General features: G+C 71.1%; 19 protein-coding genes. 9 read left to right on the top strand and 10 right to left on the bottom strand.

Annotated features, from left to right (window positions below):
• Positions 1 to 36 precede the first annotated feature (36 nt).
• Entirely contained in the window at positions 37 to 495 is a 459-nt protein-coding gene (locus ACWY4P_RS08720; protein WP_456209704.1) for a carboxymuconolactone decarboxylase family protein, read from the bottom strand.
• 86 nt (positions 496 to 581) lie between these two features.
• Here ACWY4P_RS08720 and ACWY4P_RS08715 point away from each other — a divergent pair, with 86 nt between their 5' ends.
• Together ACWY4P_RS08715 and ACWY4P_RS08710 are read left to right on the top strand one after the other, a co-directional pair.
• Positions 582 to 1,457 carry a sigma-70 family RNA polymerase sigma factor gene (locus ACWY4P_RS08715; protein WP_456209702.1) on the top strand — a complete coding sequence of 292 codons (876 nt, stop codon included), beginning with the start codon at positions 582 to 584 and terminating at the stop codon, positions 1,455 to 1,457.
• Positions 1,458 to 1,644: 187 nt separating this feature from the next.
• A complete protein-coding gene (locus tag ACWY4P_RS08710; protein WP_456209700.1) occupies positions 1,645 to 1,920 on the top strand; it encodes an alpha/beta hydrolase family protein in 276 nt (91 codons plus the stop codon).
• On the opposite strand, the gene ACWY4P_RS08705 is transcribed toward ACWY4P_RS08710, so the two are convergent.
• On the bottom strand, positions 1,917 to 3,356 hold the full coding sequence (locus ACWY4P_RS08705; protein WP_456209698.1) for a twin-arginine translocation signal domain-containing protein: 1,440 nt from the start codon (positions 3,354 to 3,356) through the stop codon (positions 1,917 to 1,919). The genes ACWY4P_RS08710 and ACWY4P_RS08705 overlap by 4 nt on opposite strands.
• A gap of 85 nt (positions 3,357 to 3,441) precedes the next feature.
• Complete coding sequence (locus ACWY4P_RS08700; RefSeq protein ID WP_456212806.1) at positions 3,442 to 4,326, bottom strand: IS982 family transposase; 885 nt, start codon at positions 4,324 to 4,326, stop codon at positions 3,442 to 3,444.
• Positions 4,327 to 4,799: 473 nt separating this feature from the next.
• Here ACWY4P_RS08700 and ACWY4P_RS08695 point away from each other — a divergent pair, with 473 nt between their 5' ends.
• The 3 genes from ACWY4P_RS08695 to ACWY4P_RS08685 all read left to right on the top strand — a co-directional run bounded on the left by ACWY4P_RS08695 (position 4,800) and on the right by ACWY4P_RS08685 (position 5,558).
• Positions 4,800 to 5,039, top strand: coding sequence for a DUF7848 domain-containing protein (locus ACWY4P_RS08695; protein WP_456209696.1), 240 nt, complete (start codon positions 4,800 to 4,802; stop codon positions 5,037 to 5,039).
• The gene (locus ACWY4P_RS08690; RefSeq protein WP_456209694.1) at positions 5,039 to 5,227 is read left to right on the top strand and encodes a hypothetical protein; all 189 of its coding nucleotides are present in this window, start codon (positions 5,039 to 5,041) and stop codon (positions 5,225 to 5,227) included. Before ACWY4P_RS08695 ends, ACWY4P_RS08690 begins: the two co-directional genes overlap by 1 nt.
• A 121-nt stretch (positions 5,228 to 5,348) precedes the next feature.
• Positions 5,349 to 5,558, top strand: coding sequence for a DUF397 domain-containing protein (locus ACWY4P_RS08685; RefSeq protein ID WP_456209693.1), 210 nt, complete (start codon positions 5,349 to 5,351; stop codon positions 5,556 to 5,558).
• Positions 5,559 to 5,869: 311 nt separating this feature from the next.
• Here ACWY4P_RS08685 and ACWY4P_RS08680 read toward each other — a convergent pair whose 3' ends face one another.
• The gene (locus ACWY4P_RS08680; protein ID WP_456209691.1) at positions 5,870 to 6,958 is read right to left on the bottom strand and encodes a LacI family DNA-binding transcriptional regulator; all 1,089 of its coding nucleotides are present in this window, start codon (positions 6,956 to 6,958) and stop codon (positions 5,870 to 5,872) included.
• Positions 6,959 to 7,239: 281 nt separating this feature from the next.
• On the opposite strand from ACWY4P_RS08680, the gene ACWY4P_RS08675 reads away from it, so the two are divergent.
• Genes ACWY4P_RS08675 through ACWY4P_RS08665 form a run of 3 tightly spaced genes read left to right on the top strand, consistent with a single transcriptional unit; the run spans position 7,240 to position 15,207 of the window.
• Entirely contained in the window at positions 7,240 to 8,556 is a 1,317-nt protein-coding gene (locus tag ACWY4P_RS08675) for an MFS transporter (RefSeq protein WP_456209689.1), read from the top strand.
• A complete protein-coding gene (locus tag ACWY4P_RS08670) occupies positions 8,553 to 12,578 on the top strand; it encodes a hypothetical protein (protein WP_456209687.1) in 4,026 nt (1,341 codons plus the stop codon). The genes ACWY4P_RS08675 and ACWY4P_RS08670 overlap by 4 nt, the downstream gene beginning before the upstream one ends.
• 4 nt (positions 12,579 to 12,582) lie before the next feature.
• Positions 12,583 to 15,207, top strand: coding sequence for a family 78 glycoside hydrolase catalytic domain (locus ACWY4P_RS08665; RefSeq protein WP_456209685.1), 2,625 nt, complete (start codon positions 12,583 to 12,585; stop codon positions 15,205 to 15,207).
• A 55-nt stretch (positions 15,208 to 15,262) separates the two neighbouring features.
• Here the strand turns inward: ACWY4P_RS08665 and ACWY4P_RS08660 are convergent, their stop codons facing one another.
• The 3 genes from ACWY4P_RS08660 to ACWY4P_RS08650 form a co-directional block, all read right to left on the bottom strand.
• Complete coding sequence (locus ACWY4P_RS08660; RefSeq protein WP_456209683.1) at positions 15,263 to 15,853, bottom strand: AAA family ATPase; 591 nt, start codon at positions 15,851 to 15,853, stop codon at positions 15,263 to 15,265.
• A gap of 61 nt (positions 15,854 to 15,914) precedes the next feature.
• Positions 15,915 to 17,234 carry an MFS transporter gene (locus ACWY4P_RS08655; protein ID WP_456209681.1) on the bottom strand — a complete coding sequence of 440 codons (1,320 nt, stop codon included), beginning with the start codon at positions 17,232 to 17,234 and terminating at the stop codon, positions 15,915 to 15,917.
• A 107-nt stretch (positions 17,235 to 17,341) separates the two neighbouring features.
• Positions 17,342 to 17,989: a bifunctional 4-hydroxy-2-oxoglutarate aldolase/2-dehydro-3-deoxy-phosphogluconate aldolase gene (locus ACWY4P_RS08650; protein WP_456209679.1), complete on the bottom strand. Its 648-nt coding sequence runs from the start codon at positions 17,987 to 17,989 to the stop codon at positions 17,342 to 17,344.
• A gap of 122 nt (positions 17,990 to 18,111) precedes the next feature.
• On the opposite strand from ACWY4P_RS08650, the gene ACWY4P_RS08645 reads away from it, so the two are divergent.
• The gene (locus ACWY4P_RS08645) at positions 18,112 to 18,897 is read left to right on the top strand and encodes a DeoR/GlpR family DNA-binding transcription regulator (RefSeq protein ID WP_456209677.1); all 786 of its coding nucleotides are present in this window, start codon (positions 18,112 to 18,114) and stop codon (positions 18,895 to 18,897) included.
• A gap of 61 nt (positions 18,898 to 18,958) precedes the next feature.
• On the opposite strand, the gene ACWY4P_RS08640 is transcribed toward ACWY4P_RS08645, so the two are convergent.
• The 3 genes from ACWY4P_RS08640 to ACWY4P_RS08630 are packed head-to-tail and all read right to left on the bottom strand — an operon-like array spanning position 18,959 to position 26,449.
• Positions 18,959 to 20,161 (bottom strand): cytochrome P450, encoded by a 1,203-nt coding sequence (locus ACWY4P_RS08640; protein ID WP_456209675.1) that lies wholly within the window; start codon positions 20,159 to 20,161, stop codon positions 18,959 to 18,961.
• Positions 20,154 to 21,440 (bottom strand): condensation domain-containing protein, encoded by a 1,287-nt coding sequence (locus tag ACWY4P_RS08635; RefSeq protein WP_456209673.1) that lies wholly within the window; start codon positions 21,438 to 21,440, stop codon positions 20,154 to 20,156. Before ACWY4P_RS08635 ends, ACWY4P_RS08640 begins: the two co-directional genes overlap by 8 nt.
• Positions 21,437 to 26,449, bottom strand: coding sequence for an amino acid adenylation domain-containing protein (locus ACWY4P_RS08630; protein WP_456209671.1), 5,013 nt, complete (start codon positions 26,447 to 26,449; stop codon positions 21,437 to 21,439). Before ACWY4P_RS08630 ends, ACWY4P_RS08635 begins: the two co-directional genes overlap by 4 nt.
• Positions 26,450 to 26,470: the final 21 nt, after the last annotated feature.

Raw genomic sequence — 26,470 nt, 5'->3', positions numbered from 1 at the left:
CTGGGGAAGCCTCAGTGGGTAAGAGCCGCGCTGGGCTCAGCCCCAGGTCTTGCCGGCCGGTTCCTTGATGGTGCGGTTGATCCGGTTGAAGAAGTTGGTCAGCGCGATCTCCAGGTTGATCGCGCTGATCTGCTCCTCGGTGAAGTGGGCGTTGGCCTCTTCCCAGATCTCGTCGGTGACGCCCGGCGCACCGTCCTGCAGCCGGGTGGCAGCCTCGGTCAGCGCCAGTGCCGCGCGTTCCGCGTCGGTATAGAACGGCGCCTCGCGCCACGCTGCGACGTTGTGCAGCCGCTCGTCGGTGTCACCAGCCTTCTTCCCGCCGGCGACACTGGCGTAGATGCACGCCGAGCAGCTGTTGATCTGGCTGGTGCGCAGGTGGACCAGCGCGAGCAGCTTCGGGTCGACGCCCCCGGCGGCGATCGCCTTCTGGAGGTGCTGGACCGCGGTCCACACATCGGGGTTGTTCGTGTTCTTGTTCTTGAGCCGGTTTTCCATGTGGGAGTGCTCTCCTTCATCGGGTTACGTTGCGGCGCCTGTGCGCGTCATCCCTATGACGGAGCAGCTTCCACGGAGGTAACAACATGGCTGGCGCCCATCCTGCGGACCCGATCGTCGATGCCTTCGAGTCCCACCGTGACCGGCTCCGCGCCGTCGCCTACCGCATGCTCGGATCACATGCCGATGCGGAAGACGTGGTCCAAGAGGCGTGGTTGCGTCTCTCCCGCCAGGACATCGACACCATCGACAACCTCGGCGGCTGGCTGACCACCGTGGTTGGCCGCCTCAGCCTCGATGTCCTGCGGTCGGGCCGGACGCGCCCAGAAGTCTCCTTCGACGACCAGCTGCCCGAATTTACCGTGACGCTCGACGACGCTCCCGCTCCGGAAGACCTCGCGGCAATCGGGGACTCCGTCGGCCTCGCGCTCCTCACGGTCCTCAACTCGCTGCGCCCTGACGAACGACTGGCGTTCGTGCTGCACGACGTGTTCGCCGTGCCCTTCGCGGAGATCGGCACCATTCTCGGAAAATCCGCCGACGCGACCAAAATGCTCGCCAGCCGCGCCCGCAGGAAGGTACAGGCCGCCCAGCAGCCGGCAAGCGCCGGACGACAACAACGCGAGGTGGTCCAAGCTTTCCTGGCCGCAGCCCGCGACGGCCGGTTCGAGCAGCTACTGCAGGTTCTCCACCCCGAAGTGAGGTTCACCGTTCACACCCCGAATGGCACGTTCGTCACGCTCGGGGCCACCGAAGTCGCCACCCGCGCGCGATTGGCCGGCAGTGCGGCACGAGGACATGCGGCGACCGTCAACGGCCGCCCCGGCGTCATCTCCTGGAGCGAGGATGGCACCCCGCTTTCCCTCCTGGCCTTCACTGTCGCCGACGGCCAGATCACCGAGATCACCGCCGTGGTCGACCCGGCCAAACTCGCGCTCATGGACCTGCCGGACCCGGTGTGACTCCCTACCGGCGAAGGCCGCGCATGCTCGAAGTGGTCCACGCCGGATCCCGCAGAGACGTTAGCCTCTGAGAAAACCTCACTGGGTTGATGATTCGATCAGCGACGAGGTAGCACAGCAACTCACCGAACACGGCTTCATCCAGTTCACGCCGACACTCCGGCATGGACGGCCTCTATTTAACGAGGTGTTCTGGCTGCACCCGTACAAGATACTTGGCGAGGTGCGGGCCCCGACGCTCATTGTGCACGGCACCAAAGATACGTTCGTGCCTATCGAATCGTCGAGGGCCGCGGTACGGCAGTTCCGCGCCCCCTGTGAACTCATCGAGATTGAGGGGGCGCAGCACGGTTTCGCCGTGCACGACGACCCGCAGTATCTTAATCCCCAGAGCCAGGAATGGCAGACGTTCGTCATCCGAACCCTGACTGACTGGCTGACCGCGAATTCCTCGCAGCATTAGGCGGCGCGGAGCGCTTCGCGGAATTCTTGCACCGCAGGCCGACTCCGCCAGCGACTTAGCGTCTGCAATACCTCACTCAATACCCGCATGGTGCGTTCTGACTTCACGGCTCCGGCTACCGCGGCCGAAGCCGTACCAATCCGAGCCGCCTCGTCCGGCTCGCCGCTGAGCGCCAGTGCCGCCGACCGTCGTGCATTGAAGAACCCTGCATCGCGGCGGGAAAGCATACCAGTTGCAATGATTTCGCCGAACAGGTCTGCGGCGAGGCTTGGCTTGCCGGCCTCGGTGTAAATCACGGCATTTCGAATCCTCAACGTATGTTCGTTGAAGTACGCGCCGAGGGTGCTTGACTCGCTGTCAGCAGCGCGGGTAAGTAGTTCGTGAGCCGTACTGAATTTCTGTTCGACCAGTGACAGCCGTTCGCCAAGCATGGCGCACCCGAGCGCTTCTTGTTGCAACATCTCTGCTTGCACTCGGGTGGGGAGATTCCATCGCGCATGTTGACCCGCTTGCGCCAGTGTCAACATGCGCACCGGGTCGCCGTCGTCGTATGCCATTTGCGATTTTTTGAGCAGCATATATCCTTGCATGGCGGGGTCGTCGGCTTCTTGTGTCCACTCCATGGCCCGGTCATACCAGAAAATTGCGGTAGTCGGTCGATGGATATCGCGATACAGCCATCCGGCAAACTCTGCGCCGTCTGCGCCAACCGATAGCAACTCCCGCCGCACAGCAGGCATCACATTCCGGGCCCGCTGCTCAATGGCCCCCAACAAGCCCAGAACCGCTGGCAATGTCTTCTGCGCGCCTAGCGTTCCGTCGTCACGTTTGGCCATTTCGAGTTGGCTACGGAAATATCCAACCACCGGGCCATCAAGATAGCGGTGGGCATTGTTCAAGGCGGCAGTCACATGCTGAAGTTCTTCAAGGCTCAACGCTGCAAGAGCAGTAGCGGCAATGCCGCCTTTGAGGAGATCTCGGCGATTAAACGGGCTCATCGTCTCGTGTTCCGTGGGGAATGCGGTAACCCTTGCGGAATTTTCGGAAGATTTCAATTGGTCAAGCAGATTGCCGAGTCCATGAGATTCCAGCGTTTTGCTATCTATCGGAACCATGGCCGTCCGGCCATTCACGACAAGGGGTAGCAGCACGGTACCGGGCGTGTCGGGCGTATTTGACGGAATGGTGTCGGATGGTTCACGTTGTGCTTTGACTCCGAGGTCGATTGCAGTCCCGACACTACTGCGGGCGTTGCCGGTTCGGTTAATATCTTCTGGGGAACCCTCCCATGGCCGTCTCGGTAATCCGAGCATTGTCCCAGGGATGCCGAAGCCGTCGGCCACGCGTTCGATGACTTCGTGTCCCCGGATGCCACGGACGCCCCGGATGATGTCGCTGACCCGCGAGCTGGTCATCTTTCCGATGGCCGCCGCCATGACCGCATGACTTGAGCCCGTACGCCTGTTGACGAGACGGAAGAGGTTCGTCCATGGGCCACCTAGATGAATGAGTCCGATGTTTTCAGTGGTCGTAGGCGATCAGGGATCGCTTGATCTTGGCGCCGGTGGTCCAGTTGTGCCAGATGCCGGCTGCGAGGGCGAGGAGTCGTTGGCCGGTGCGGGCGAACACCCCATGCAGGGTTCTGCCACCGTGTCGTTCCAGGCCGAGCTGACCCTTGAGCGTGTCGATGACGGCTTCGATCCACTGGCGGACGCGGGCGAGGCGGCCGTGTCGGACCGGCTCGTCCTTCCGGTCCGGCCGTACCAGATGGACACCCAGACGCTCGGTCAGGAACGCCTCGAACTCCCGCCCGGCGAAGCCCTTGTCCGCAAGGATCACCTGACCGGCGCGGACGAGGTGGTGGTCGCGTTCCAGCAACGCGCACATCACCTCCCGCTCGCCGAGCTTGGGGTTGGCCAGGCACCAGGAGATCGGCATGCCCTCGGCGGTGGTCAGCAGGTAGAGCCGGAAGCCCCAGAAGAAGCGGGAGTGGCTGCGGCAGTAGCCGTATCCGGCGTGCCCGGCCAGGTCGGAGCGTTTGACCGTCTCGCGGGAGGCCGCACACGGCAGTGGGGTGGAATCGATCAGCCGCAGGTCGTCGTGCCAGCTCGGCACCTGCCTGGCCAGCGCCTCGATCACGGTGCTGATCAGCGGTCCGGCGGCGTTGAGCCGCTTGTTGTAGGCGGACTGCTGGGGCAGGTAGCGGAACAAGTGCCCGAGCCGGGCGTGGGCGAAGCGAATCCAGTGCCGTGCGGAAGAGAAGCCCAGCAGGACCTGGGCAACCGCCAGGCACAGCAGTTCGGCGTCCGTCAGTTTTGGAGGTCGCCCGATCCGGCGACGGGGAGCCACATGGTCGTCGATGAACACGTACAGTGCCGCCAGAAGGGCGTCCAGGCAAGGAGTCACAACCAAGCCAACGGGCGCCCTTCGCCATAGTCGCGGCCAGCACAAACATCGGACTCAATCATCTAGCAGGGACGGGAGTGATCTCTTTTCAGGGTAGCCCCCGGGCCCCGAACGGGGTTCCCCAAACGGGCCGGAATGGGGTTCCCCAAATGGGGTTGTGGGGTTCCCCGTTCGCTGTTCCTTTCGGGGTGGGGCCCGCTGGAAGCTCTTCGGACGGCACACGTCCGTGCCGGACAGCCAAGACCCCGGCGCAGCTTGGGACGGCCCGGGGCGTGGTCGATCTGAAGGGAGCAGACCGACAATGAGGTGTCTATCACGAGCACTCGAATGGGTGAGATGGGCTCTGTTCGGACCCCGCGCGCCGGGCAGGCACAGCCGCACGCCAGTGATGAACGGCCCACGCTTGAGGAGCTGGCGGAGCGCGCGGACGACCTGGCCGCCGCCATCCGGCGACACCTGGGGAGGGCGAGGGCGTGACCCGCGCTATCTACCGGTTCCGTGACTACACGATCCGGCCCGACCTTCGCCCGGAAGCTGAGCCGATCACGTCGGCAATGCAGTGCAAGGCATGTGACGAGACCAGCGAGAAGACCGAAGAGTTCGAAGTCGGCACGGCATGGGCGGTTCAGCCCCTCAAGGCCAACCCTGACCATCAGGAATACCGGGAGCACATCACTCGCCCGTACCGGTTCGAGGCGGGAGCGTGGCAGTGATGGCAAGAGGACTGGAGCAGCAGCGGGCGAAGGGCATCGAAGCCTCCGACTGGACACCGGGCACGGTCGCAGACGACGTGATGACCGTGCACAAGGTGCGAGACGGGAAGCCCCTCTGTGGCACGTCCGGTGAGGTGGACGAGTGGCAGCGAACAGTCACGTGTACCGCCTGTCTGTCCAGCGAGTAGTCCACTGATCCCCGTCCCGGTGGTGATCACTAACCCTTGGACAGGTCGAGTGCCCACCGGGGCGGGTCGCAAGACGGCGCGGGGACCGATTCCCCGCACGTACAGGGAAGGGATGGGCACCATGGCTGAACGTCCGGAGTTCGAATTCGTCAGCGCGGCAGCCTGCCGTGACGCGAAGGTCAACAACTGCCCGCAGGTGGCCGTGAACGTGTCTGGTGCGGTGGCGTTGCGGGACAGCGAGCGGCCCGAGACCATCGTCACCATGACGGCGGAACAGTGGGTGACGCTCACCAACGCCGTGAAGGCCGGAGAGTTCGACCTGAGCGTCTGAGAGTAGGTCCCATGGAGAAGTGCCCTCGCTGCGCCGCCGAGTGCCCTACGGACCCGGAGAGCGGGCTCCCCTGGTGTGCGCGGTGCGGGGCGTTCTTCGGCCTCTCGCTGCCGGCCTGCCGGGGCTTGTGGTGGCGGCGGCACCCGGCTACGCGTGCTCCCATTCAGCCACGCGAGCACTGAGCGGGACCCCAACCGGCCCCGTCTATGCGTCCTTCGCGCGCATGGGCGGGGCTTCCGCATGCTCTGACAGTGATGATGTTCGTGGTGACGCCGCTGGCGGGGCTGACCAGCCGTTACGCTTCACAACTCTTACTCACGAGCGTCGGGACCTCCCGAACCAGCGGTTCCCCCTTGGCCGCCGCGGGGGGAGGGCGGGGGGCCCGTCGTGCCGCGGGCGACCAGGGTCGGGGACACCGTCATCAGCACGGACCGCGTGCGGCCCTCGATGCGCTCCAGCAGCAGCCGCGCCGCCGTCGTGCCCATCAGGCCGCCCGCCTGGTCGACGCTGGTGAGCCGGACGGGGGCGAGCGCGGCGACGGCGGTGTTGTTGTAGCCGGCCAGCGAGAAGTCCTCGGGGATCCGCAGCCCCAGCTCGCGCGCGGCGCGGAAGACGCCCATGGCGGCGACGTCCGCCCCGGCGAAGACGGCGGTCGGTCGGTCCGCCGCGGCCAGCAGCTCCATCCCCGCCCGGTAGCCGCCCTCCTCTGAGAAGGCGGTCATGGCGACCCGCGCCAGGTCCTGTAGGCCATGCCGCCGCATCGCCTCGTGGTAGCCGCGGCGCTGGACCCGCTCGGGGGTGCCCGACCAGCCGCTGCCCCGGTTGCCGGGGGTGGAGGTCAGCGCGATGCGGCGGTGGCCGAGCCGGACCAGGTGGTCGACCACCAGGCCCGCGCCGAGGGCGTCAGCGTCGACGACCGAGTCGTGTTCCTCGGCCACGTCGTGGTGGCCGATCACCACCGTGGGCACGGTGGCCGCGGTCCGCAGCACCTCGGTGCGGGGGAAGCCGGGGCCGATGAGGATCAGCCCGTCCATCTGGCGGTCCACCAGGGCCCGGGCCAGCCTGGTCTGGTCCTCCTCGCCGAAGCCGGCCGCGCCGATCAGCACCTGGTAGTCGCCGCCCCGCAGCGCGGAGTTGACGCCGTCGAGGATGTCGGCGAAGAAGGCGTTGCGGATGTTGTCCAGCAGGACGCCGACCGTGTACGTACGGCCGCGCATGCCGCGGGCGGCCGCGTGCGGGCGGTAGTCGAGCTCGGCCATGGCGGAGCGCACGCGCTCCGCCATGGCGGGGCTCACCCCGTAGGCGTTGCGCAGCACCTTGGACACGGCCGACTTCGAGACCCCGGCGTGCAGCGCGACGTCCGTGATCGTCACGCGGCGCCGATCACTCGTGGGGGCCATGGGGGCTTACCTCCAGCTCGGAGCGCGCTCCACGCGCAGTGCCCAAGAGTCGCTGTCCTGTGAAGCTGTCCTGTGAAACGGTCTACAGCCGCCCACTGTACGCCGTCGAATGGGGGCTTGGCCCCGATGGCCGGGGTACGCGGCTATTCGCATCGTTACCTGCCTGAGACTTGACCCCCGCATCGCCCTCCCTCACGGTTGAGTCGTTTCAATTCGGAGACCGTTCCACGTTTCTCCGAATCGGAACTCCGGAGCATGTCAATGAAGACGGGAGCGACCGGATGAGCATGAATCAATCGGCCCAAGCCCCCTCGGCCGAAGCCGAGGGCACCATCAGCCGTCAGCAGTGGAAGTGGTCGGTCCTGGCCGGCATGGCCTCGTACCTGGACGCGGGGTCGATCGTGGCGCTGGGCGCGGGCCTGGCGCTCTTCCAGGACGAACTCGGCCTCAGCGACTCGGGCCTCACCGGCGTCGGCGCGCTCGCGGCCATCGGGCCCAACGCCATCGGCGCGGCGGTCGGGGCCTTCATCGGCGGCCGGCTCGGCGACAAGCTCGGCCGCAAGCGGATCTACCAGTGGGATCTGCTGGTCTACGCGGCCGCGATCCTGTTGATCGCGCTCGCAGTCAACCCGGCGATGCTGTTCATCGGCACCTTCGTGGTGGGCGTGGCGGTGGGCGCCGACGTGCCGACCTCGCTGGCCCTGGTGGGGGAGTTCTCGCCGGCCAGGGCCCGGGGCAAGCTGCTCGGGTTCACCCAGGTCGCCTGGAACGTCGGGCCGATGATCGTGCTCCTGCTCGCGCTCGTGCTCTCTCCGCTGGATCTGCTGGGCATCCGCATCGTCTTCCTCCATCTGTTCGTGGTCGCGCTGATCACCTGGGCGCTGCGCCGAGGGATGACCGAGTCGGCGGTGTGGAAGGCCGCGGCGAGCAAGGCGGCGAGCAAGGGAGCGGCCGCCACGGCCGGGGTGCGGGAGCTGTTCCGCGGGGCGCACCTGAAGGCGCTGCTGTGGACCGGAAGCTTCTACCTCTTCTGGAACCTGGCCGCGGGCACCGCGGGCCTGTTCACCCCGTACATGGTCAAGAACCTGGGCGCGGGGGGCCAGGGGACGAGCGTGGCGCTGTCCTGCGCCGGGTTCGGCGTCGGCATCGCCGCGACCGTCCTGGTGTTCATGCCGCTGACCGACCGCGACCACCGCACCCGCCGGCAGCTGTGGGCCATCGGAGCGGTGATGCAGATCGTCGCCTACGCGCTCTTCCTGTGGTTCCCCTTCACCGTGCCGACGATCCTCCTCAACACCTTCCTGTTCGGCGTGGGGGCCTCGCTGGCCGGTGAGGCGGTCTACAAGACGTTCAGCCAGGAGCTCTTCCCGACCATGCTGCGCGGCACCGCCCAGGGCTTCACCTTCGGCGCGGCGCGCACCTGCCTCGGCATCTGGAGCTACTTCGTGCCCCACCTCGCCGACACGGGGATCAGCACCATCGCGGCCCTGCTGACCGCGTTCCTGGTCATCAGCGGGGGCATCGGCTACTTCTTCATGCCGGACACGGCCGGGAAGTCCCTGGACGCGATCGAGGCCGAGCGCCGGGCGGCCGCGTGACGGGGGCCGCGGACGAACTGCTCTCCCGGTTCACCGACCCCGCACCCGAGTACGGGCCGCTGCCGATCTGGTGGTGGAGCGGCGCGAAGGTCACCCGGGAGCGGCTGCGCCGGCAGATGGCGGAGCTGACCTCCCAGGGCATCCGGCAGGCCGTCGTGATGTGTCTCGCGCCGACCGGCCCCACCTTCGGCTCGCTGGCCGACGACCCGCCGTATCTGAGCGAGGAGTGGCTGCGGCTGCTCGACGGGGCCTGCGCGGACGCCGACGAGCTGGGGTTCAGCCTGTGGATGTACGACCAGATCGGCTTCTCCGGCGCCAACTTCCAGGGCCAACTGACCGCGCGTAACCCGGAGTTCGCCGGGCTCGCCCTCTACCGTACGAGTGCCCGCGCGGAGGGTGGCGAGACGGTGGTGCGGCCACCGACCGGCCACACCCTGCTCGCCGCGTACGCCGTCCCCGCCCCGGTCCCCGCCCAGGACGGCGGCGCCGCGGCCGGGCGGGTCGCGGTGCCCCTCAGCGGCGGCGCGGCCCGCTGGAGCGGCGGCCCCGCCGAGATCACCCTGGTGCACAGCGGGGTCAGCGGCTTCGACTACTTCGGCGAGGCCGCCTGCGCGGCGCTGCTCGACCGGGTGCACGGCACCCTGGAGCGGCACGTCGGAAAGTGGTTCGGCCGCGCCATCGGCGGTTTCTTCCAGGACGAGCTGCCCGCCATGCCCACCTGGGGCCGCGACTTCGCCGCGAGCTTCGCCGCGGTGTACGGCTACGACCTGGTGCCCGAGCTGTGGGCGCTGTGGGAGGGCGGGGACCCGCACGCCGCGCGGGTGCGCCGCGACTACCACGAGCACCGTGCCCGGCTGGGCCGCCGGGCCTTCTTCGACCCCCAGGAGGCGTTCTTCTCGCGACACGGCCTGGTCTGCGGCTTCGACCAGCCCTCGCCGGCCCGCGAGGGGGACCCGGTGGGCGGTGTCCGGGTGTACGGCGACTACCAGGGCACCCACGCCGGATACGGGGCGCCGGGCAGCGACCACTGGGGCGACGCCAAGGCGCACAGCTCGATGGCGCACGCGTTGGGCCATCGGCGCACCTGGATCGAGGCGTTCCACTCCTCCGGCTGGGGCGGCACGCTGGAGGAGACCTACGACTGGCTCGCGCCCTTCCTGCGCCGCGGCGCCAACCTGTACGACCCGCACGCCGTCTACTACAGCACCGTCGGCGGCTGGTGGGAGTGGGCGCCGCCGTCCACCTGCTGGCGCCAGCCGTACTGGTCCTCGTACCACGTGTTCGCCACCGCCGTGGCGCGGCTGTGCTCCGTGCTGACCGAGGGCACCCATGTGTGCGACACGGTCCTGCTGTCGCCGACGACGACCGCGCAGGCGTATCTCACGCTGGACGGGCCGCTGCCGCCGGCGACCGAGGCGGGGCGCCTGTACCACGAGCTGAACGGCGTCAACTGCTGGTTCGCCGAGCGCCGCGGGGTGCTGGAGCGCGCGGGTCTCGACCACGACACCTTCGACGAGAACACGCTCGCCGGAGGCGAGGTGACCGCCGATGAGGCGGGCCCCGCCCTGGTCATCGGCCAGGAGCGCTACCGCACCGTGGTGCTGCCCGGGCCGCGGGCCCTGCACGCCGCGGCGGCCCGTACGCTGGTCCGCTTCGCGGCGGCGGGCGGCCGGGTGGTGTGCGTGGCCCGGGTGCCCGAGCTGTTCCCCGGCGGCCCCGGTACCGACGGCGACAACACCGCCCGGCTGTTCGCCGACGCCGTCGCGCGGGGCCTGGTCACGGTCGTCGAGAGCGCCGGGCGGGTGCCCGCCGCGGTGGCCCGGGGCCAGGTGCGGGTCACCGCCGACGCGCCGTACCTGCTCCGCCGCCACGGCGACGCGCTGGTCCTCGCCCTGGTCGCGCACGACGACCGCAGTGGCACCAAGGCGCCGATCGTCGCCTTCCCCATGGGCGACTGGCCCACCGACGGCTTCTCCTGGGAGCGGTACTGGGAACAACTGCGCACCGACGGCTACGACTTCGTCCCCGCCGACGGCCGCACGGCCCGGGTGCGCCTGGAAGGCCCGGCCCGGCCGCGCGCCCAGCGCTGGGACCCGGGCACCGGAGACCGCACCGAACTGGCCGTCACCCGGGCGCCGGACGGGGCCTGGCTCCTCGAGGTGCCGTTCGAGGACGGGGCGGTGGCGCTGGTGGTGCTCGCCGAGGAGCTGCCGGAGCCGACCCGCGTCCCCCTCGGCCCGACCACCGGGACCCTCCCGCTGCCCGGCCCCTGGCGCGGGCTCGCCACCTCCACCCTGGACAACAGCGACGGGGATCTCGCGGCGGCGCACCGTACGGGGGTGCTGCCCATCGAGGTCTGGCGGCTGGAACACCTGGAACCCGGGGACGGGCGGGAGTGGCGGCCCGTCACCGCCGGCTTCGGCCCGTTCGCGCTGGTCCGGGGCCCGGACCCGGACCCGGCCTCGGGCGAGTGGCGGCCCGCGGTGTGGTCGCTGTCGCGCGGCATCCCCGACGACCCGCTGCACGACGAGCGGCTGGGCCCCAAGGGATATGTCCCCGAGGAGTTCCTGGACTGGCGCGCCGTCCCGGCGGGCGGCCGCGTCGCGGTCCGTACGCACCTCACGATCCCCGACCGCGACGGGCTGCATCTCGCGGTGGGCGCCAACGCGGCGCGCACGGTGCTGCTCGACGGGGCGGAGCTGCCCGTGGCGGGGGAGGGGTATCGCACCGTCGGCCCGCTGCCGCCGTCCGTCCGCGGCCGCACCGTCGCCCTGGAGATCGAGCTGACGGCCGTCGAGGACGGGCCGGTGCGCGCGTCGTTCGCGGTGGTTCGCGACCCGGACGCGTTCCGCCGCCCCGAGTGGATGGAGGCCGGGGACGGCTCGGTCGCCGGCCGCACCCACGAGCTGACGCTGCGGGCCCGCCTGGACCGGGTCCCGGCCGACCCGGTCGTCCAGGTGGCCGCCGACGGCGCGTGTGCCGTCCTGGTCAACGGCGTCGAGGTGGGCCGCCAGGGCGACTTCAGCCCGTATCCGGGCCACCGCGACATCCGAGTGCACCCGTATGACCTCGGCGAACTGCTGCGCGTCGGCGAGAACACGCTCACGCTGCGGGTCACCGACGCGGGCACCACCCCGACCGGGGCGGCCCTCGACTCGGCCCCGGCGACGCGCGGCGGCCTCGGCTGGATCAGCGGCTGGATCAGCGGCGGTGGCAGCGGCTGGCAGGCGAGCCGCGACGGCGCGCCCGTGCCGCTGCGGCTGCGGATCGCGAGCGGTGGCCGCGATCCGCGGTGGGTCTGCTCCTGGGCCCGCCCCCATCCGCTGCCCGACGCCCACTGGCTGGAGCCGGCCGCCGCCCCCGGCGGCGGTGGCGGTGTTGCCGAGCGGCTCGTCCCGGACCTGGCGCCCGGGCCCGAGCGCGTGGAGTGGCTGCGCTTCCCGGCCCCGCTCGGCACGACGGCGCTGCGCGTCCCCACCCCGCTCGAGGTCACGGTCCTGGTCGAGGGCCGGGAGTACGCGACGGACGGCGACGGATGGGTACGGCTGCCCGCCCCACTGGCCGCCGCCACTCCGGTGCTGCTCAAGGTGGTCGCGGTGGACGGCCGCCGGGGTGGCGCGCTGCTCGACGCGGCGATCGAGGCCGAGGTGGCCGAGGCGGAGGTGGAGCTCGCCGCCTGGGAGGAGCTCGGCCTGCGCGCCCTGGGCGGACGGGTCCGCTACCGCACCACCGCCCACCTGCCGACCGCACCGGCCGGGCGCGCCCTGCTCGACCTCGGGGAGGTACGCGGCACCGCCGAGATCCGCGTCAACGGCACCCCGGTCGGCCGCCGGGTGTGGGGGCCGTGGACGGTCGAGGTCACCGACGCCCTGAGGGCGGGCGACAACAACATCGAGATCGTCATAAGCGGCACGCTCGCCGGGTATCTCGACGACGCCTCGCCGACCCGCGCGGTCGCGGCGGGCCAGGTACGCACGGGCCTGTTCGGCCCGGTCCGACTCCGACTCGTATCCGACTCGTAAAGGAATGAACCCCGTGCACGTCACCACACCGGTCTTTGAACACCACCGGGAGCCGCTCGGCATCGGCGCGGCCGAGCCCCGGCTGAGCTGGCGCACCGCCACCGACGCCGAGGGCTGGCAGCAGACCGCCTACGAGGTGCGGGTGTGCGCCGAGGACGGCACCGAACTCGCCGCGCCCGGGCGGGTGGAGTCCGCGGAGTCCGTGCTCGTCCCCTGGCCGGGCCCGGCGCTGCGCTCCCGGCAGCGGGTGGCCGTGAGCGTCCGGGTCTGGGGGACCGGCGGCGACGAGCCCTCCGCGTGGTCCGAGCCCGCCCACGCGGAGGCGGGGCTCCTGCGGCCCGAGGACTGGACGGCCCGCCCCATCACACCCGACCGACCCCAAGACCCGGCCGCCCCGGCCGCCCCGGGGCCGGTGGCCCTGCTGCGCCGCGAGTTCACCGTCCGCGGGCCGGTGGCCTCCGCGCGGCTGTACGTCACCGCCTGCGGCGTGTACGAGGCCGAGCTCAACGGGGTGCGGGTCGGCGACCACGTACTCGCCCCGGGCTGGACCTCGTACGCCCACCGGCTGCGCTACCAGACGTACGACGTGACCGGCCTGCTGCGCGAGGGCGCGAACGCCGTCGGCGCGCTGCTGGGGGAGGGCTGGTACGCGGGCCGCATCGGCTTCGGGGGCGGGCGGCGCGCCATCTGGGGCGAGCGGACCGCGCTGCTGGCCCAGCTGGAGATCCGCTACGCCGACGGGTCCCGGGAGACCGTGGCCACCGACTCCGACTGGCGGGCGACCACCGGCCCCCTGCTGCGCTCGGAGATCTACGACGGCGAGGTGTACGACGCCCGCCTGGAGCGCGACGGCTGGTCCCGGCCCGGCCATGACACCACCGGCTGGAGCCCGGTGGAGGAGACCGACCCGCCGGCCGGGGAGCTGGTGGCGCCGACCGGCCCGCCGGTCCGCCGCGTGCAGACCCTGGCGCCGACCGAGGTGATCACCACGCCGTCGGGCCGTACCGTCCTGGACTTCGGCCAGAACCTGGTGGGGCGGCTGCGCATCACGGTCAGCGGCCCGGCCGGGCACACCGTCACGCTGCGCCACGCCGAGGTGCTGGAAGGTGGCGAGCTGGGGGTGCGGCCGCTGCGCGAGGCCAAGGCCACCGACGTCTACACCCTGCGCGGCGAGGGCACCGAGATCTACGAGCCGCGGTTCACCTTCCACGGCTTCCGCTACGCGGAGGTCACCGGCTGGCCGGGGCCGCTGGACCCGGCTGATGTGCGGGCGGTGGTGGTGCACACCGACATGGCGCGCACCGGCTGGTTCTCCTGCTCCGAGCCGCTGGTGGAGCGGCTGCACGAAAACGTCGTCTGGAGCATGCGCGGCAACTTCCTGGACATCCCCACCGACTGCCCGCAGCGCGACGAACGGCTGGGCTGGACCGGCGACATCCAGGTGTTCGCGCCGACCGCCGCCTTCCTGTACGACTGCTCCGGCATGCTCGCCGGCTGGCTGCGGGACCTGGCCGCCGAGCAGCTGGCCCACCCCGAGCAGGTGCCGCCGCTCGTGGTGCCCGACATCCTCCCGGGGGACCTCGGCGTCTTTCCCAGGGCGCAGGCCGTCTGGGCGGATGTCGCGGTGCTGCTGCCGTGGGTGCTCCACCAGCGCTTCGGCGACCTGGGGGTGCTGCGCGACCAGTACCCCAGCATGCGCGCCTGGGTGGAGACCGCCGCCCGGTACGCGCGCGAGCGCGGCGGGCTGTGGCGCGACCACCGGCACTTGGGCGACTGGCTCGACCCGGCGGCCCCGCCGGACCGGCCGGACGCCGCCCGCACGGATGGCGACCTGGTGGCGGGCGCCTATCTGGTGCGCTCGGCCGAGGTGCTGGCGGAGACCGCCCGGCTGCTGGGCGAATCGGACGACGCGCTCCGCTACGACCAGCTGGCCGAGGAGGCGCGGGCCGCCTTCCACGAGGAGTTCGTGACGCCGGCCGGGCGGCTGTCCTCCGACGCGCAGACCGCCTACGCGCTGGCGCTGTGCTTCGCGCTGCTGCCGACCGAGCGCCAGCGGGCGGGGGCCGGGGCGCGGCTGGCGGCGATCGTGCGGGACGCGGACTTCCGGATCGCCACGGGGTTCGCGGGCACCCCGCTGATCTGCGACGCGCTCTGCGCGGCCGGCGAGCCCGAACTCGCCTACCGGATGCTGCTGGAGCGGGGCTGCCCGTCCTGGCTGTACCCGGTCACCATGGGCGCGACCACCATCTGGGAGCGCTGGGACTCCATGCTGCCCGACGGCACCATCAACCCGGGCGAGATGACCTCCTTCAACCACTACGCGCTCGGCGCGGTCGCCGACTGGCTCCACCGCACCGTCGCCGGGCTGGCCCCGGCCGCCCCCGGCTGGCGCCGGCTGCGGATCGCGCCCGTCCCCGGCGGCGGGCTCCGGCACGCGAAGGCGGCCCATCTGACCCCGTACGGGCGGGCCGAGGCGGGCTGGCGCTACGAGGGCGACGGGGGCCGCCGGCTGGTCGTCGAGGTGCTGGTGCCGCCGAACACCCGGGCCGAGGTCCAGCTGCCGGGCGACGCCGAGCCGTTCGAGGTGGGCTCCGGGCGGCACACCTTCACCATGCGCTCCATGAGCTGAGCCGGAAAGGGATGGCCCCCAGGTACCGCGCGACAGGTCGAGGGAGGACGGCCGGTCAAGGATGTCGGGGCAGACCGTCCAGCGCGCGGGCGACCGAGGCCGCGGTGATGCCGTCGGCCCGGTTGTCGAACACCAGCCGGAGGCCGCACGACCAGCGGCACACGTTGTTCTGTGCCTTCTCCCAGAAGCTGTCCCAGTCGGCGAGCTTGGACAGGTCCCGTGCGTAGCCCCGTGCGCGGACGCGTTCCCGGGCGGTGTCCGAGTCCACCTGGACCCGCACCACCACGGGCTCGACGTGGCGCGGCCAGGAGTGCCGCTCGGCGACCTCGTCGAGGTAGTCGGGCCGGGAGAAGTAGCGACCGAAAGGAGCGTCCAGCACGACCGGTCGGCCCGTGGCCAGGTTGTCCCTGGCCAGGTCCAGGATCGTCAGGTACTCGAGGTCCATCACCACGGACTGGTAGTACGGGTTGAGGTCACGCTCGGTCTTGTCCGTACCCGCGAGTTCGAGGAGTGCTTCGGTGAAGCGGTTGCAGGCGGTGTCCTTGTCGATGTAGGTGGCGTCGGCCTGCTGGGCGAGCAGCTGGGCCACGCTGGTCTTTCCGGACCCGGCCGGCCCGATCACGAAGAAGGCCCGGGGGATGGTCATGTGCGGCTCTCATGGGGTGTGGGGAGCGGGGCGGGCCATCGTCGGCGCGCTCCGTGCCGGGTCAGGCGGTGGCGGCGGCCCGGCGGTCCTTGACGAAGAACAGGTAGGACATGGCGCCGATGAGCAGCAGCGCTCCGCCGACGAGGAAGACGAAGGTGTAGTTGTTGCCCGTGGTGTCGAGGATCGCACCGGTGACGATGGGGGCCATGGCCGCCCCGAGGAATCCGCCGAAGTTCTGAATGGCGCCCAAGGAGGCCACCTGGTGCGGCTCCGCTATGTCGGAGGCCAGGGTCCACAGGCAGCCCATCGGTACCTGGGCGGCGAAGTAGCCGAGGGACAGCAGGGCGATCGCGAGCGGGGTGCTCTCGACGTACGCCACGGGAAGGACCGCGGCGGCCGCCAGAGCCGCGCCGCCGACGATGGGGACCTTGCGGGAGGTGACCGCGGAGAAGCCTTGGCGTATCAGTCGCCCGGAGAGGAGGCCGCCGGCGAGGACACCGGCGATACCGCAGAGGTAGGGCAGAGAGGACAGCCAGCCGGTTTCCGAGAGGCTGAAGCCGCGGGAGGTCTGAAGGTAGCTGGGCAGCCAGGTCAGGTAGACCCAGACCGTGTAGAAGATGCCGAAGGCACCCAGGATCATGAAGAAGGTGTTCCGCTGCCGGAACAGCTGTCCCCAGCTCGCCTTCTCCTCACCCTTGCCCGTGCGGGCTTCGCGGGCCTCGGCCGCCGCCTGCTCGCCCTTGATCAGCGCCATCTCGCGCAGGGTGGGGTCCCGGTAGATACGCAGCCACACCAGCATGACCACGATGCCCAGCGCGCCCACGGCGACGAACATGCCGCGCCATCCGAAGCTCAGCATGAGGACGGTGAGGAGCGGCGGAGCGATGGCGTTCGCGATCTGCGATCCCGTGTTGACGATCGAGATCGGCAGGGCGCGCTCGTCCTTGGCGAACCAGGTTTCGTTCACCTTCAGGCTGGCCGTGAAGAAGGGGGACTCTGCCACGCCGAGGGCGACCCGGGCCGCGTAGAGCAGACCGAAGGAGTTCGCGGCCGCCGTGACCATCCCCATCAGCGACCAGAGCCCGGCGGCCCAGGCGTACATCCGCTTGGCGCCGAAGCGGTCGACGAGGTAGCCGGCCGGGAGGTTGGCGATGGCGTACGGCCAGGCGAAGGCCGCGAGCAGCAGCCCCATCTCGGTGGAGTTCAGACCGAACTCGTGGGAGATGGTCGTGTTGGCGACGCTCAGGGTGGCGCGGTCGAGGTAGTTGACGACACCGCCGATCACGAGGAGAGCCACCAGGACCCAGCGAATGCGGATCGCTTTTCTCAGGTCTGGGCAGCCCGTGTCGAGAGATTCGAGCGTGAGGGACTGCTGGGCCATGGGGAGCTCCTAAGAGAACCACGTCAAGGGGTTGGGGACGGAGGCGCCGACGGGACGCGGCCGGGAAACGCAGCCGGCAAACGGGGAGAGGGACCGGCTTGCGGGCGCTACGCCCGCGAGTCTTCGATGGCGCGCAGGATGGTCGAGGCGGCCTCGGTGACGCGCCGGTAGTCGCCGTCGGGACGGGCGGCCTTGGTGACGAAGCTGCCGACGCCCACCGCGACGACGCCGGCGTCGAACCACTCCTTGACATTGTCCGGGGTGACGCCGCCCGTGGGCATCAGCGGTGCCTGCGGGAGCGGGGCCCTGACCGTCCGGACGTACTGCGGGCCGAGGAACTCGGCCGGGAAGAGTTTCACGATGTCGGCGCCCGCCTGCATGGTGTCGACGATCTCCGACGGGGAGAAGGCGCCACTGACCGTGACGGCCTGGTAGCGGTTGGCGGTGGCGAGCATCGCCGGGTTCAGATTGGGGCTGACCAGCAGCCGTGCGCCGGCGGAGATGCAGGTGTGTGCCGCGTGCTCGTCCAGCACCGTGCCGGCGCCGATGACGACCCCGTCGTCGGCGTAGCGGTCGGAGAGCTTCGAGATCACGTCCAGCGCACCCGGCACCGAGAGGGTGATCTCCAGCGCCCGTATACCGCCCTCGATCGCCGCTTCCGAGACGGCCAGGGCTTCCTGGGCGCTGTCCAGGCGGACGATGAGAAGGGCACCCGTACGGGTGATCGATTCCAGCGCATTAAACTTTACTACCATGGTGGAACACGCTAGAACACGGATTCACATTTTGTCACGCCCTGGATGAAGTGAAGTTAAGCTGATCACCCACGGCCCCGTCGCCGTGGGAATCGGGCAGACGCAGCGAACGAGGAGACGCATTGAGCAGGGCACCCCTGATCCCCGAGCAACGCCATCAGGAACTCCTGCGCCTGCTGAGGAGCAGCGGATTGCTCAGCATCCGCGACCTGACCGCTCGGCTGAACGTCTCCCACATGACGGTGCGCCGGGACATCGCCGCCCTCGAGAGGAACGGTCAGGTGGTCTCGGTGCAGGGCGGGGTCAGGCTGGCGGACTGGACCGGCCACGCGCCGCCCCGCGAACGGGCGTCGCGGGCGGCACTGGAGATGCCCCGCAAGCGGGCCATCGCCGACCGGGCGGCGCGCCTCGTCGAGGACGGTATGGTCGTGTTTCTCGACGCGGGCACGACCTGCCAGTCGGTCGTGCCGTTCCTGGCCGCCCGCAGTGACCTCACCGTCGTCACCAATGACTTCCACGCCGTTCTGGCGCTCTGCGACCTTCCGTCCGTGCACACCATCCACACGGGTGGCGAGGTCGATGTGTCGAGCGGTTCGAGCAGCGGGCTGCTCGCCGCCAAGACGATCGGGGCGCTGAACGTCGACCTCTTCTTCCTGAGTGCCGGCTCCTGGGACCTGTCCCACGGCGTGACCAGCCACTCGACCGAGAAAGTGCTGCTCAAGCGCGCGGTCATGGAGGCGGCTTCCTCGGTCGCGCTGCTCGCCGACAGTACGAAGTGGGGCACCGTCGAGCGGTTCAACGTGACCGCCCTCGACCGGCTCGACACCATCGTGACCGACGAGGGGATGCCCTCCGAGGTGGTCGCCCGCATCACGGAGGAGGGGCCGACCGTGCTGCGCGCGGACTGAGCCGCCGCATGACGAAGGGGCCGGCCCGACGGACCGGCCCCGTGCTCGGAAGAGCCGGCGCTCACGCGCCCCAGGTCACCGGCAACGCGTGCACCCCGAGGAGGTTTTCGTCGAACTTGAAGGGCACCTCCGCGAAGTCGGTGGCGAGCCGCAGGCCGGGCAGCCGGCGGAACAGCGTGGTGTAGGCGACGTCCAGTTCGATGTCGGCCAGCGCATGGCCTGTGCAGTGGTGTGCGCCCAGCCCGAGCGCGACATGCCGCCGCGACGGGGTGCGGCGCAGGTTGAGGCGGTCGGGGTCGGGGAAGGCGGTCTCGTCACGGTTCGCCGAGTCGATCTGGATGAGCACGCCCTCTCCTCGGCGGATGAGCGTCTCCCCGATCTCGACGTCGTCGGTGGCGGCGCGCTGCCTCGCGTTGTGCGACACGGTGACGTAACGCAGGAGTTCCTGGATCGCCGTCGCGTGGACGTACTCGTCGTCGGTGCCGGTCAGCACCTCGATCTGCTCGGGGTGGCGCAGCAGTGCCACCACACCCGTCGCGATCATGTACGCGGTCGGGCCGTGACCGGTGAAGAACAGGCCCTGGAAGTCGGCCGCGGCGTCCGCTTCGGACAGTTCACCGGTCTCCACGTAGGCGCGCACGATCCGGCCCATGAGCCCGTCGCCCGGGTCGGCGACCAGTGCGCGGAAGTACGCGTCCATCTCGGACAGCGCCGAGGCGACCCGCTCGGCGGGCGCCGTGCGGGAACCGAGGACGCGGCTGAGCTCGTGCAAGCGGCCGCGGTCGGCGACCGGGACACCGAGGAACTCGCAGATCACCTTGATGGCGAGGGGCAACGCGAAGGCCTCGACCAGGTCGGCCGGACGCGGTCCGGCGAGCATGGCGTCGATCTCCCCGTCCGCCACGCGCTGGACGAAGGGCCGCAGCTCGGCCATCCGGCGCGGGGTGAACTCCCTGATCATCATCGCTCGCCCGGCCGCGTACCGTTCCTCGGGGCGGGATGAGAAGAAGACGGCGCCCTGGGCACGCAACCGCGACGACGGCGAGGTGTGCGGGAAGCCGGGCGAGGTGACGTCCATGGTGAGCCGCCGGTCCACCAGCGCGCGCCGGGCGTCCTCGTAGCGGGTGATCAGCCATGGCGTGCTGCCGTCCCACGCCCGTACCCGCGTGAGCGACGCGGACGCGCGGAGCTCGCGGCACTCGGGCGGCGGGTCGAGCGGGTGCTCCGGATCCCTGGCGAACGGGTAGGTGGGTAACTCAGCCACGGACGTGTCCTCCGGGTGGTGGTTCGAGCGCGCGCAGCGCGGACACCGGTGTCCTCGGCCGGGCCACGACCGCGTGCAGGACGGCCTGGTAGGCCTTGAGCAGCGAATCCATCTCGGGATCGCGGTAGCGGGCGGTGTCGTACTCCGCCCAGACCGTACCGGCGCCGTCGGGGGTGTCCTCGACGCGGACGGTCAGTTCGAACTTGGCCGTGTCGAGAACCGGGAGCTCGGCGGCCTCGCAGCCGTCGAGACGGAGTTCGCCGACGCTGCCCGGTGGGTGGTGCGCGAAGATCGCCTGTACCCAGGGCGTGCGGTCCAGGTCGTCCGGGCCCCCGAGCGCGGCCGCCATCTCGTCGAGTGGCAGGTCGCGGTGTTGGTAGGTGGCCGCCGTCGCCGCGGCCACCCGCCCGAGCAGCACGCCGAAAGGGGGGTCCTGAGTCAGGTCCACCGGCAGCACCGAGAGGGTGGTGAAGAAACCGAGGACACCGGCCACTTCGGGCCGGTCGCGGCCCGCGACCGCGAGGCCCAGCAGCACCCGGTCCTGACCGGTGCGCCGGGTCAGCGCGATCGCGCACGCCGCCGCGAGCACCGTGAACGCGGTATGGCCGTGGGCGGCGCTCAGGTCGCGGACGGCGCTCACCAGACCGGTGTCCAGCGCCACGGCCCGGCGTCTGCCCCGGCCGGGCCCACCGGTGGGGCTGGCACCCGCGCCGCGTGGCCGCGGGTATCTCTCGAGCGCACCGCGCCACCAGCGTACGAGTTCACCGGTCCGCTCCGGAGTCAGCCGCTCGGCCTGCCATGCCGCCCAGTCGACGTATTGGACGGCGAGCTCGGGCAGGGCGGCGGACTCGCCGCGCAGCGCGGCGCGGTAGCAGGCCGCGAGCTCGGTGAAGAACACGTCCAGCGACCAGCCGTCGGCCGCCAGCAGATGCGATGAGAACGTGACCTCGTGCCGGTTCGGGTCGGTGGGGCGGACGTCCACGCGCAACAGCGGCCCGCGGGCCAGGTCGAAGGCGCTCGGCCGGGGCGGCTCGGAGACGATCCGGACCGCCACCGGCGCGTCGGGACGGATCTGCTGTACGGGCCCGTCGAGGTAGACGGTCCGCAGCGGTTCGTGCCGCCGTACGAGCGCTTCGAGCGCGGTACGTAGCGCCGCCAGGTCCAGGGTTCCGGCCACCGCGAACGTGCGCAGGGTGCTCTGCCGGTGTCCGCTGGGGTCCCGCGTGTGCCGTGCCCAGACGGCCCGTTGCGCTGCCGACAGCGGGAACGAGGTGCTCACCGCGGGATCCTGGTGATCTTTTCGGCCTCGGCGGGCGCCGACTCCAGCGCGGAGGCGAGCCGGGCGACGGTCGGCTGGGCGAGCACCAGGCCGAGCCCGACCGCGCGGCCGGTCGCGGCGGCGACGCGGGACGCGAGCCGCATCGCCTGTAACGAGTGCATGCCGAGCTCGAACACGTTGTCGTGCACGCCCGGCCGGACGCCCAGCACCTCGGCGGCCACGTCCACGAGCAGAGTCTCCAGCGCGGTCCGCGGCGCGGCCGACTCCACCGGCCGCGGCGGCAGTCCGAGCGCCCGCACGTCGACCTTTCCTACGGAGTTGACCGGCAACCGCTCGTGCGGCACGACCACGCTCGGCACCAGGTGGCCGGGGACCTCGGCGGCGAGCGCGCGCCGGACGGCGGCGCCGGACTCCGCGCTCACCACATGCGCCACCAGCCGGTCCGCGGCGCGGTCCGCCACGACGACCGCGTCCCGCACCATGGGCAGTGCCAGGAGCGCCGCGCGGACCTCGGCGGGCTCCACCCGGAACCCGCGTATCTTGACCTGGTCGTCGGCGCGCCCGGCGAAGTCGAGCACCCCGCCGTCGAGCCAGCGCCCCCGGTCGCCGGTGCGGTAGAGCATTCCCTCCCCGAACGGGTTCGGCACGAACCCCGGCGCCGGTCGCACATAGCCGCGCGCCACCACCGGGCCACCGACGCAGATCTCCCCCACCACGCCGGGCGGCACCAACCGCAGGTGCTCGTCGAGGACATACACCGAGGTGTTCGGCAGCGGACGCCCGATCGGCACGCGCGGCTGGTCGGCCGGGCGCCACGCGTCCATCCGGATTCCGGTGACGATCACCGTGGTCTCCGTCGGTCCGTACACATTGGCGACGGAGGTGATCCCCCTGGCGGCCAAGTCCTTGAGCGACTCCGGCGACATCACGTCACCGGCGACGAGCAGGCTCCGCAGCCCGCGGACCGCCTCGGGCGCCTCGGCGACCAGTTCGTGGAACACCGCCGTGGACAGTGCGGCGTGGCTCACCGTGGGCTCCTCCAGGGCGCGTGCCAAGTCGGCCACATGCCAGGGAGGCGGCAGGAATCGCACGGTCGCGCCGCTCACGAGCGGGCCCCAGATCTCCAGTACGGACACGTCGAACGCCATGGTGGCGACCGCGAGGTGAGTGTCGCCGGGGGCGAGACCGGCGAATCCGTCGTCGTGCAGGCGGGCGGCGACCGAGCGATGCTCGACCACGATGCCCTTGGGCCGGCCGGTGCTGCCGGAGGTATACATGACATAGCAGGCGTCGGTGCCGACGCCGACGGGCAGGTCGCCACCGGTCTCGGGAACGTCCTCCAGCACCACGGCGATCGCGCCCGCGGGCAGGTCGGCGGCGAGCGCGGCGGTCGTCACGACCACTCTCGCCCCACAGTCGGCCATCAGGGCGCCCAGCCGGGCCGACGGGTGCGCCGGATCGAACGGCAGATACGCGGCGCCGGACTTCATCACGGCGAGTTGCGCCACGACGGCCTCCGGCGAGTGCGCCACGCGCACCGCCACCACGTCGCCACCGCCGAGCCCGGACCCTCGCAGATACCGAGCCACCTCATCGGACCGCGCCCCCAGTTCGGCATAGGTCAGCGGATCAGGGCCCGCGACGGCGAGCGCGTCCGGGGTGTCGCGCACCCAGCGGGCGACCAGGTCCGGCACCCACCACGACGGCGGCTCGGCGCGCCTGCCCCGCCCCCACTCGAGCAGCTGCCCGCGGGTCCGCTCGTCCACCGGCGAGAGCCGCGACACCGGCGTGTCAGCCCCGTCAGCCCCGTTTACAAGAGTCCGGAGCAGCGTCTCGAACGCCGTCAGCAGATGCGCGCAGAAGGATTCGTCGAACAGATCGGTGTCGAACTCCCACGCCAGCGTGATGCCTTGCAGCGCGGAGCGCGAGCTGGGCAGCACCGGTCCGGCCGACCGCGGGATCGTGATCAGATCACCCGCGAGCCGCGAGATACGACCGGCCTCGGCGTAGCGCGGCACCGCGATGACGGACAGGTCGAACTTGGCCGACCCGTTGCCCACACCCTCGACGACCGTCACATCGAGCGGAGTCGGCCGCAGCGGCCCCAGCGGCGAGTCGTGGAAGTTGAACATCGCCTGCACCAGCGGGCGCGCCCCGTCTCCGTGTCCGGCCGGCGACTCGGCGAAGATCAGGTCGTAGGGCAGCTCCTGGTGTTCGTACACGGCGAGCGACCGCTCGTGGATCCGCCGCAGGAACTCGGCGAACGTCGGGTCGCCGTCGAACCTCCCCCGGAACACCACGGTGTTGACGAACATGCCGAGGACGTCCTCGGTCTGCCGCCATCGCCGGTTCGCCACCCCGGACCCGACCAGCAGGTCACGGGAGCCGGTGCTGTGGTGCAGCAACACGAAGAACGCGGCCAGCAGCGTCGTGAACAGGGAGACGCCCGAGCGCTCGGCGAGATCCGCGAGGCGACGGGCCAACTCGCCGTCGATCTCGAGCCGCGGCGCGCGGCCGCGGAAGCCGGTGGCGCGGGCCCCGGCGCGGTGCGGCAGCCGCAGCACGGTCTCGGCACCGTCGAGCTCCGCCCGCCAGAACGCCCGTTGTCCGTCGGCCTCCGCGGACTCCAGCCACTGCCGTTGCCAGCGCGCGTAGTCGTAGTAGCCGACCGGCGGCGCCGGACGGCTGATCCTGCCGCGCTCGAGGTGCTCGGAGTAGCCGTCCAGCAGGTCGCGCACGAACACATGGAACGACCAGCCGTCGTGCACCAGATGGTGTTCCACACACACGAACACATGCTCCTCGGCGCCGAGCCGCAGCAGTGCCCAGCGGTACGGCGGCTCGTGCGCCAGGTCGAACGGCGCGCCCAGCAGCTCGCGCACCGCCGCGCCGACGGCCGTGGCCTGGTCCTCGGAACCGCTCAGGTCGCGGACCTCCAGCGCGACCGGCCGTGGCTCGTCGACCACGCAGCCGAGCTCGCCGTCGACCTCGACGAACCGGCTGCGCAGCACGTCGTGCGCCCGCACGAGCTCGGTGAGACTCGCCTCCAGCGACTCCAGGGACAGCTCCCCGGCGAGCCGGAACACCGACTGCGCATGGTAGGCACGGGCGTCCGGGCTCAGCCCGTGCATCAGCCACACGCGCCGCTGCCCGGACGACGGCTCCGGCTCCGCACCGGGCCGGGGCCCGCGGTCAGTGGCCTCGCCGCCGATTCCGGCCGCGATCCCGGCCGCCGTGCCGCACTCCAGCACCGTCCGCAGCGCGACCTCGACACCCAGCCGCGACCGCAGCCGGGCCACGAGCTGCGTGGCGAAGAGCGAGTTGGCTCCGAGGTCGAACAGGTCGTCGTGCACACCGACCCGTTCCGCGCCGAGCAGTTCGGCGGCGACCCGGACCACCTCGGCCTCGGTCTCGTTCCGCGGCGCGTCCGTCTCGCGTGCCGCCCGTCCTGGCCGGGGCAGGGCGGCCCGGTCCACCTTGCCGCTGATGGTGAGCGGCCAGCGGTCGACCAGGACGACCTGGTCGGGCACCAGGTACGCGGGCAGCGTGGACGCCAACGACGCCCTCAGCTCCTCGGGGTCGGCGCCGGTGTCGGTGATCACGTATCCGAGCAGCCGCGGCTCACCCTGCCGGTCGACCACCGCCAGCGCGTCGCGCACACCGGGCAGCGCCGCGAGCGCGCCTTCCACCTGACCGAGCTCGACCCGCGCGCCGCGCAGCTTCACCTGGTCGTCCAGGCGTCCGAGGAACTCGATCGACCCGTCGGCGAGCGTGCGCCCCAGATCGCCGCTGCGGTAGAGCCTGCCGCCCGCCGGATCGGGGATGAACCGTTCGGCGGTCAGCTCCGGCTGCCCCAAGTAGCCGCGGCCCACGCCGAGTCCGCCGATGCAGATCTCCCCGACCGCGCCCGGTGGGACCGGGTGGTGTTCCTCGTCCAGGATGACGACATGGCAGCCCGCGATCGGGCGTCCGATCGGCACACGGGTCCGCTCCGCACCCACCGAGGTGTGCAGCGTGGCGCAGATCGTGGTCTCGGTGGGGCCGTAGCCGTTCACGAACCGGTGGTGCGCACTCCACTGGCGGGCGGTCTCCGGCAGGCACACATCACCGATGCTCATCAGCACGTCCAGCTCCGGGAACCGGCCCGGCCGCAGGGTGCGCACCACCGCCGCCGGCAGCACCGCGTGCGTGACGCGCCTGCCGGTCAGCGCCTCCGCGAGCGGATCGCCGGATAAGTGCGCGCCGCCCAGCACCTCCAGCCGGGCGCCGTTCGACAACGCCATCAGGACGTTGAACAGGGCGGCGTCGAAGGCCGGGTGCGGGAACTGGAGCACCCGTGAGCGCGCCGGCACTCCGCCGAGGTACTCGCGCTGCGCGTGCACCAGGTTCACCAGGCCGCCGTGCTCGATCATGACCAGCTTCGGCGTGCCCGTCGACCCGGAGGTGGCGATCACATACGCCAGGTCTTCGGGAGTGTTCCGGTCCGCGACCGGTTCGGCGGCCTCGGGCACCTCGTCCAGATGTGGAAAGCCGGGAATCGGCGCGCCGACCACCAGCGCGACCCCGGCCTGCCGGGCGACGCCGGTGAGCCACGCCTCGGGGTGCGACGGGGACAGCGGCAGATACGCGGCTCCGGCCCGCCACACGGCGAGCAATGCCACCACGAACGCCACACCTCGGTCGAAGACGAGCGCGACGATCTCGCCCCTGGTGATGCCGCGCCGCACGAGGGCGGCCGCGAGGGCGTTCACCCGCGCGTCGAGCTCGCCATAACCGACCTCGGCCACACCGTCGGACAGCGCTGTCCCGGACGGATCGGCGGAACACCTCTCCGCGATCGTCGCGCCCGCCGAACACCACGCCTCCCGGGCGGCGGGAATCGCATCGGGCCGCCGGTGCGGTGCGGCGAGCGGGCGGGTGGTGGCCCACGGCGAGAGCCCGCGTAAGCCGGCGAGGAGGCAGTCGTACTCGGTCCCGGTGGACAGCCGGGGCAGCTCAGGTTCGGACACGCGATCGAGTGTAGGCATGAG

Source organism: Streptomyces sp. LZ34 (genome assembly GCF_053890475.1).
This window is presented reverse-complemented; position numbering and strand designations above follow the sequence as displayed.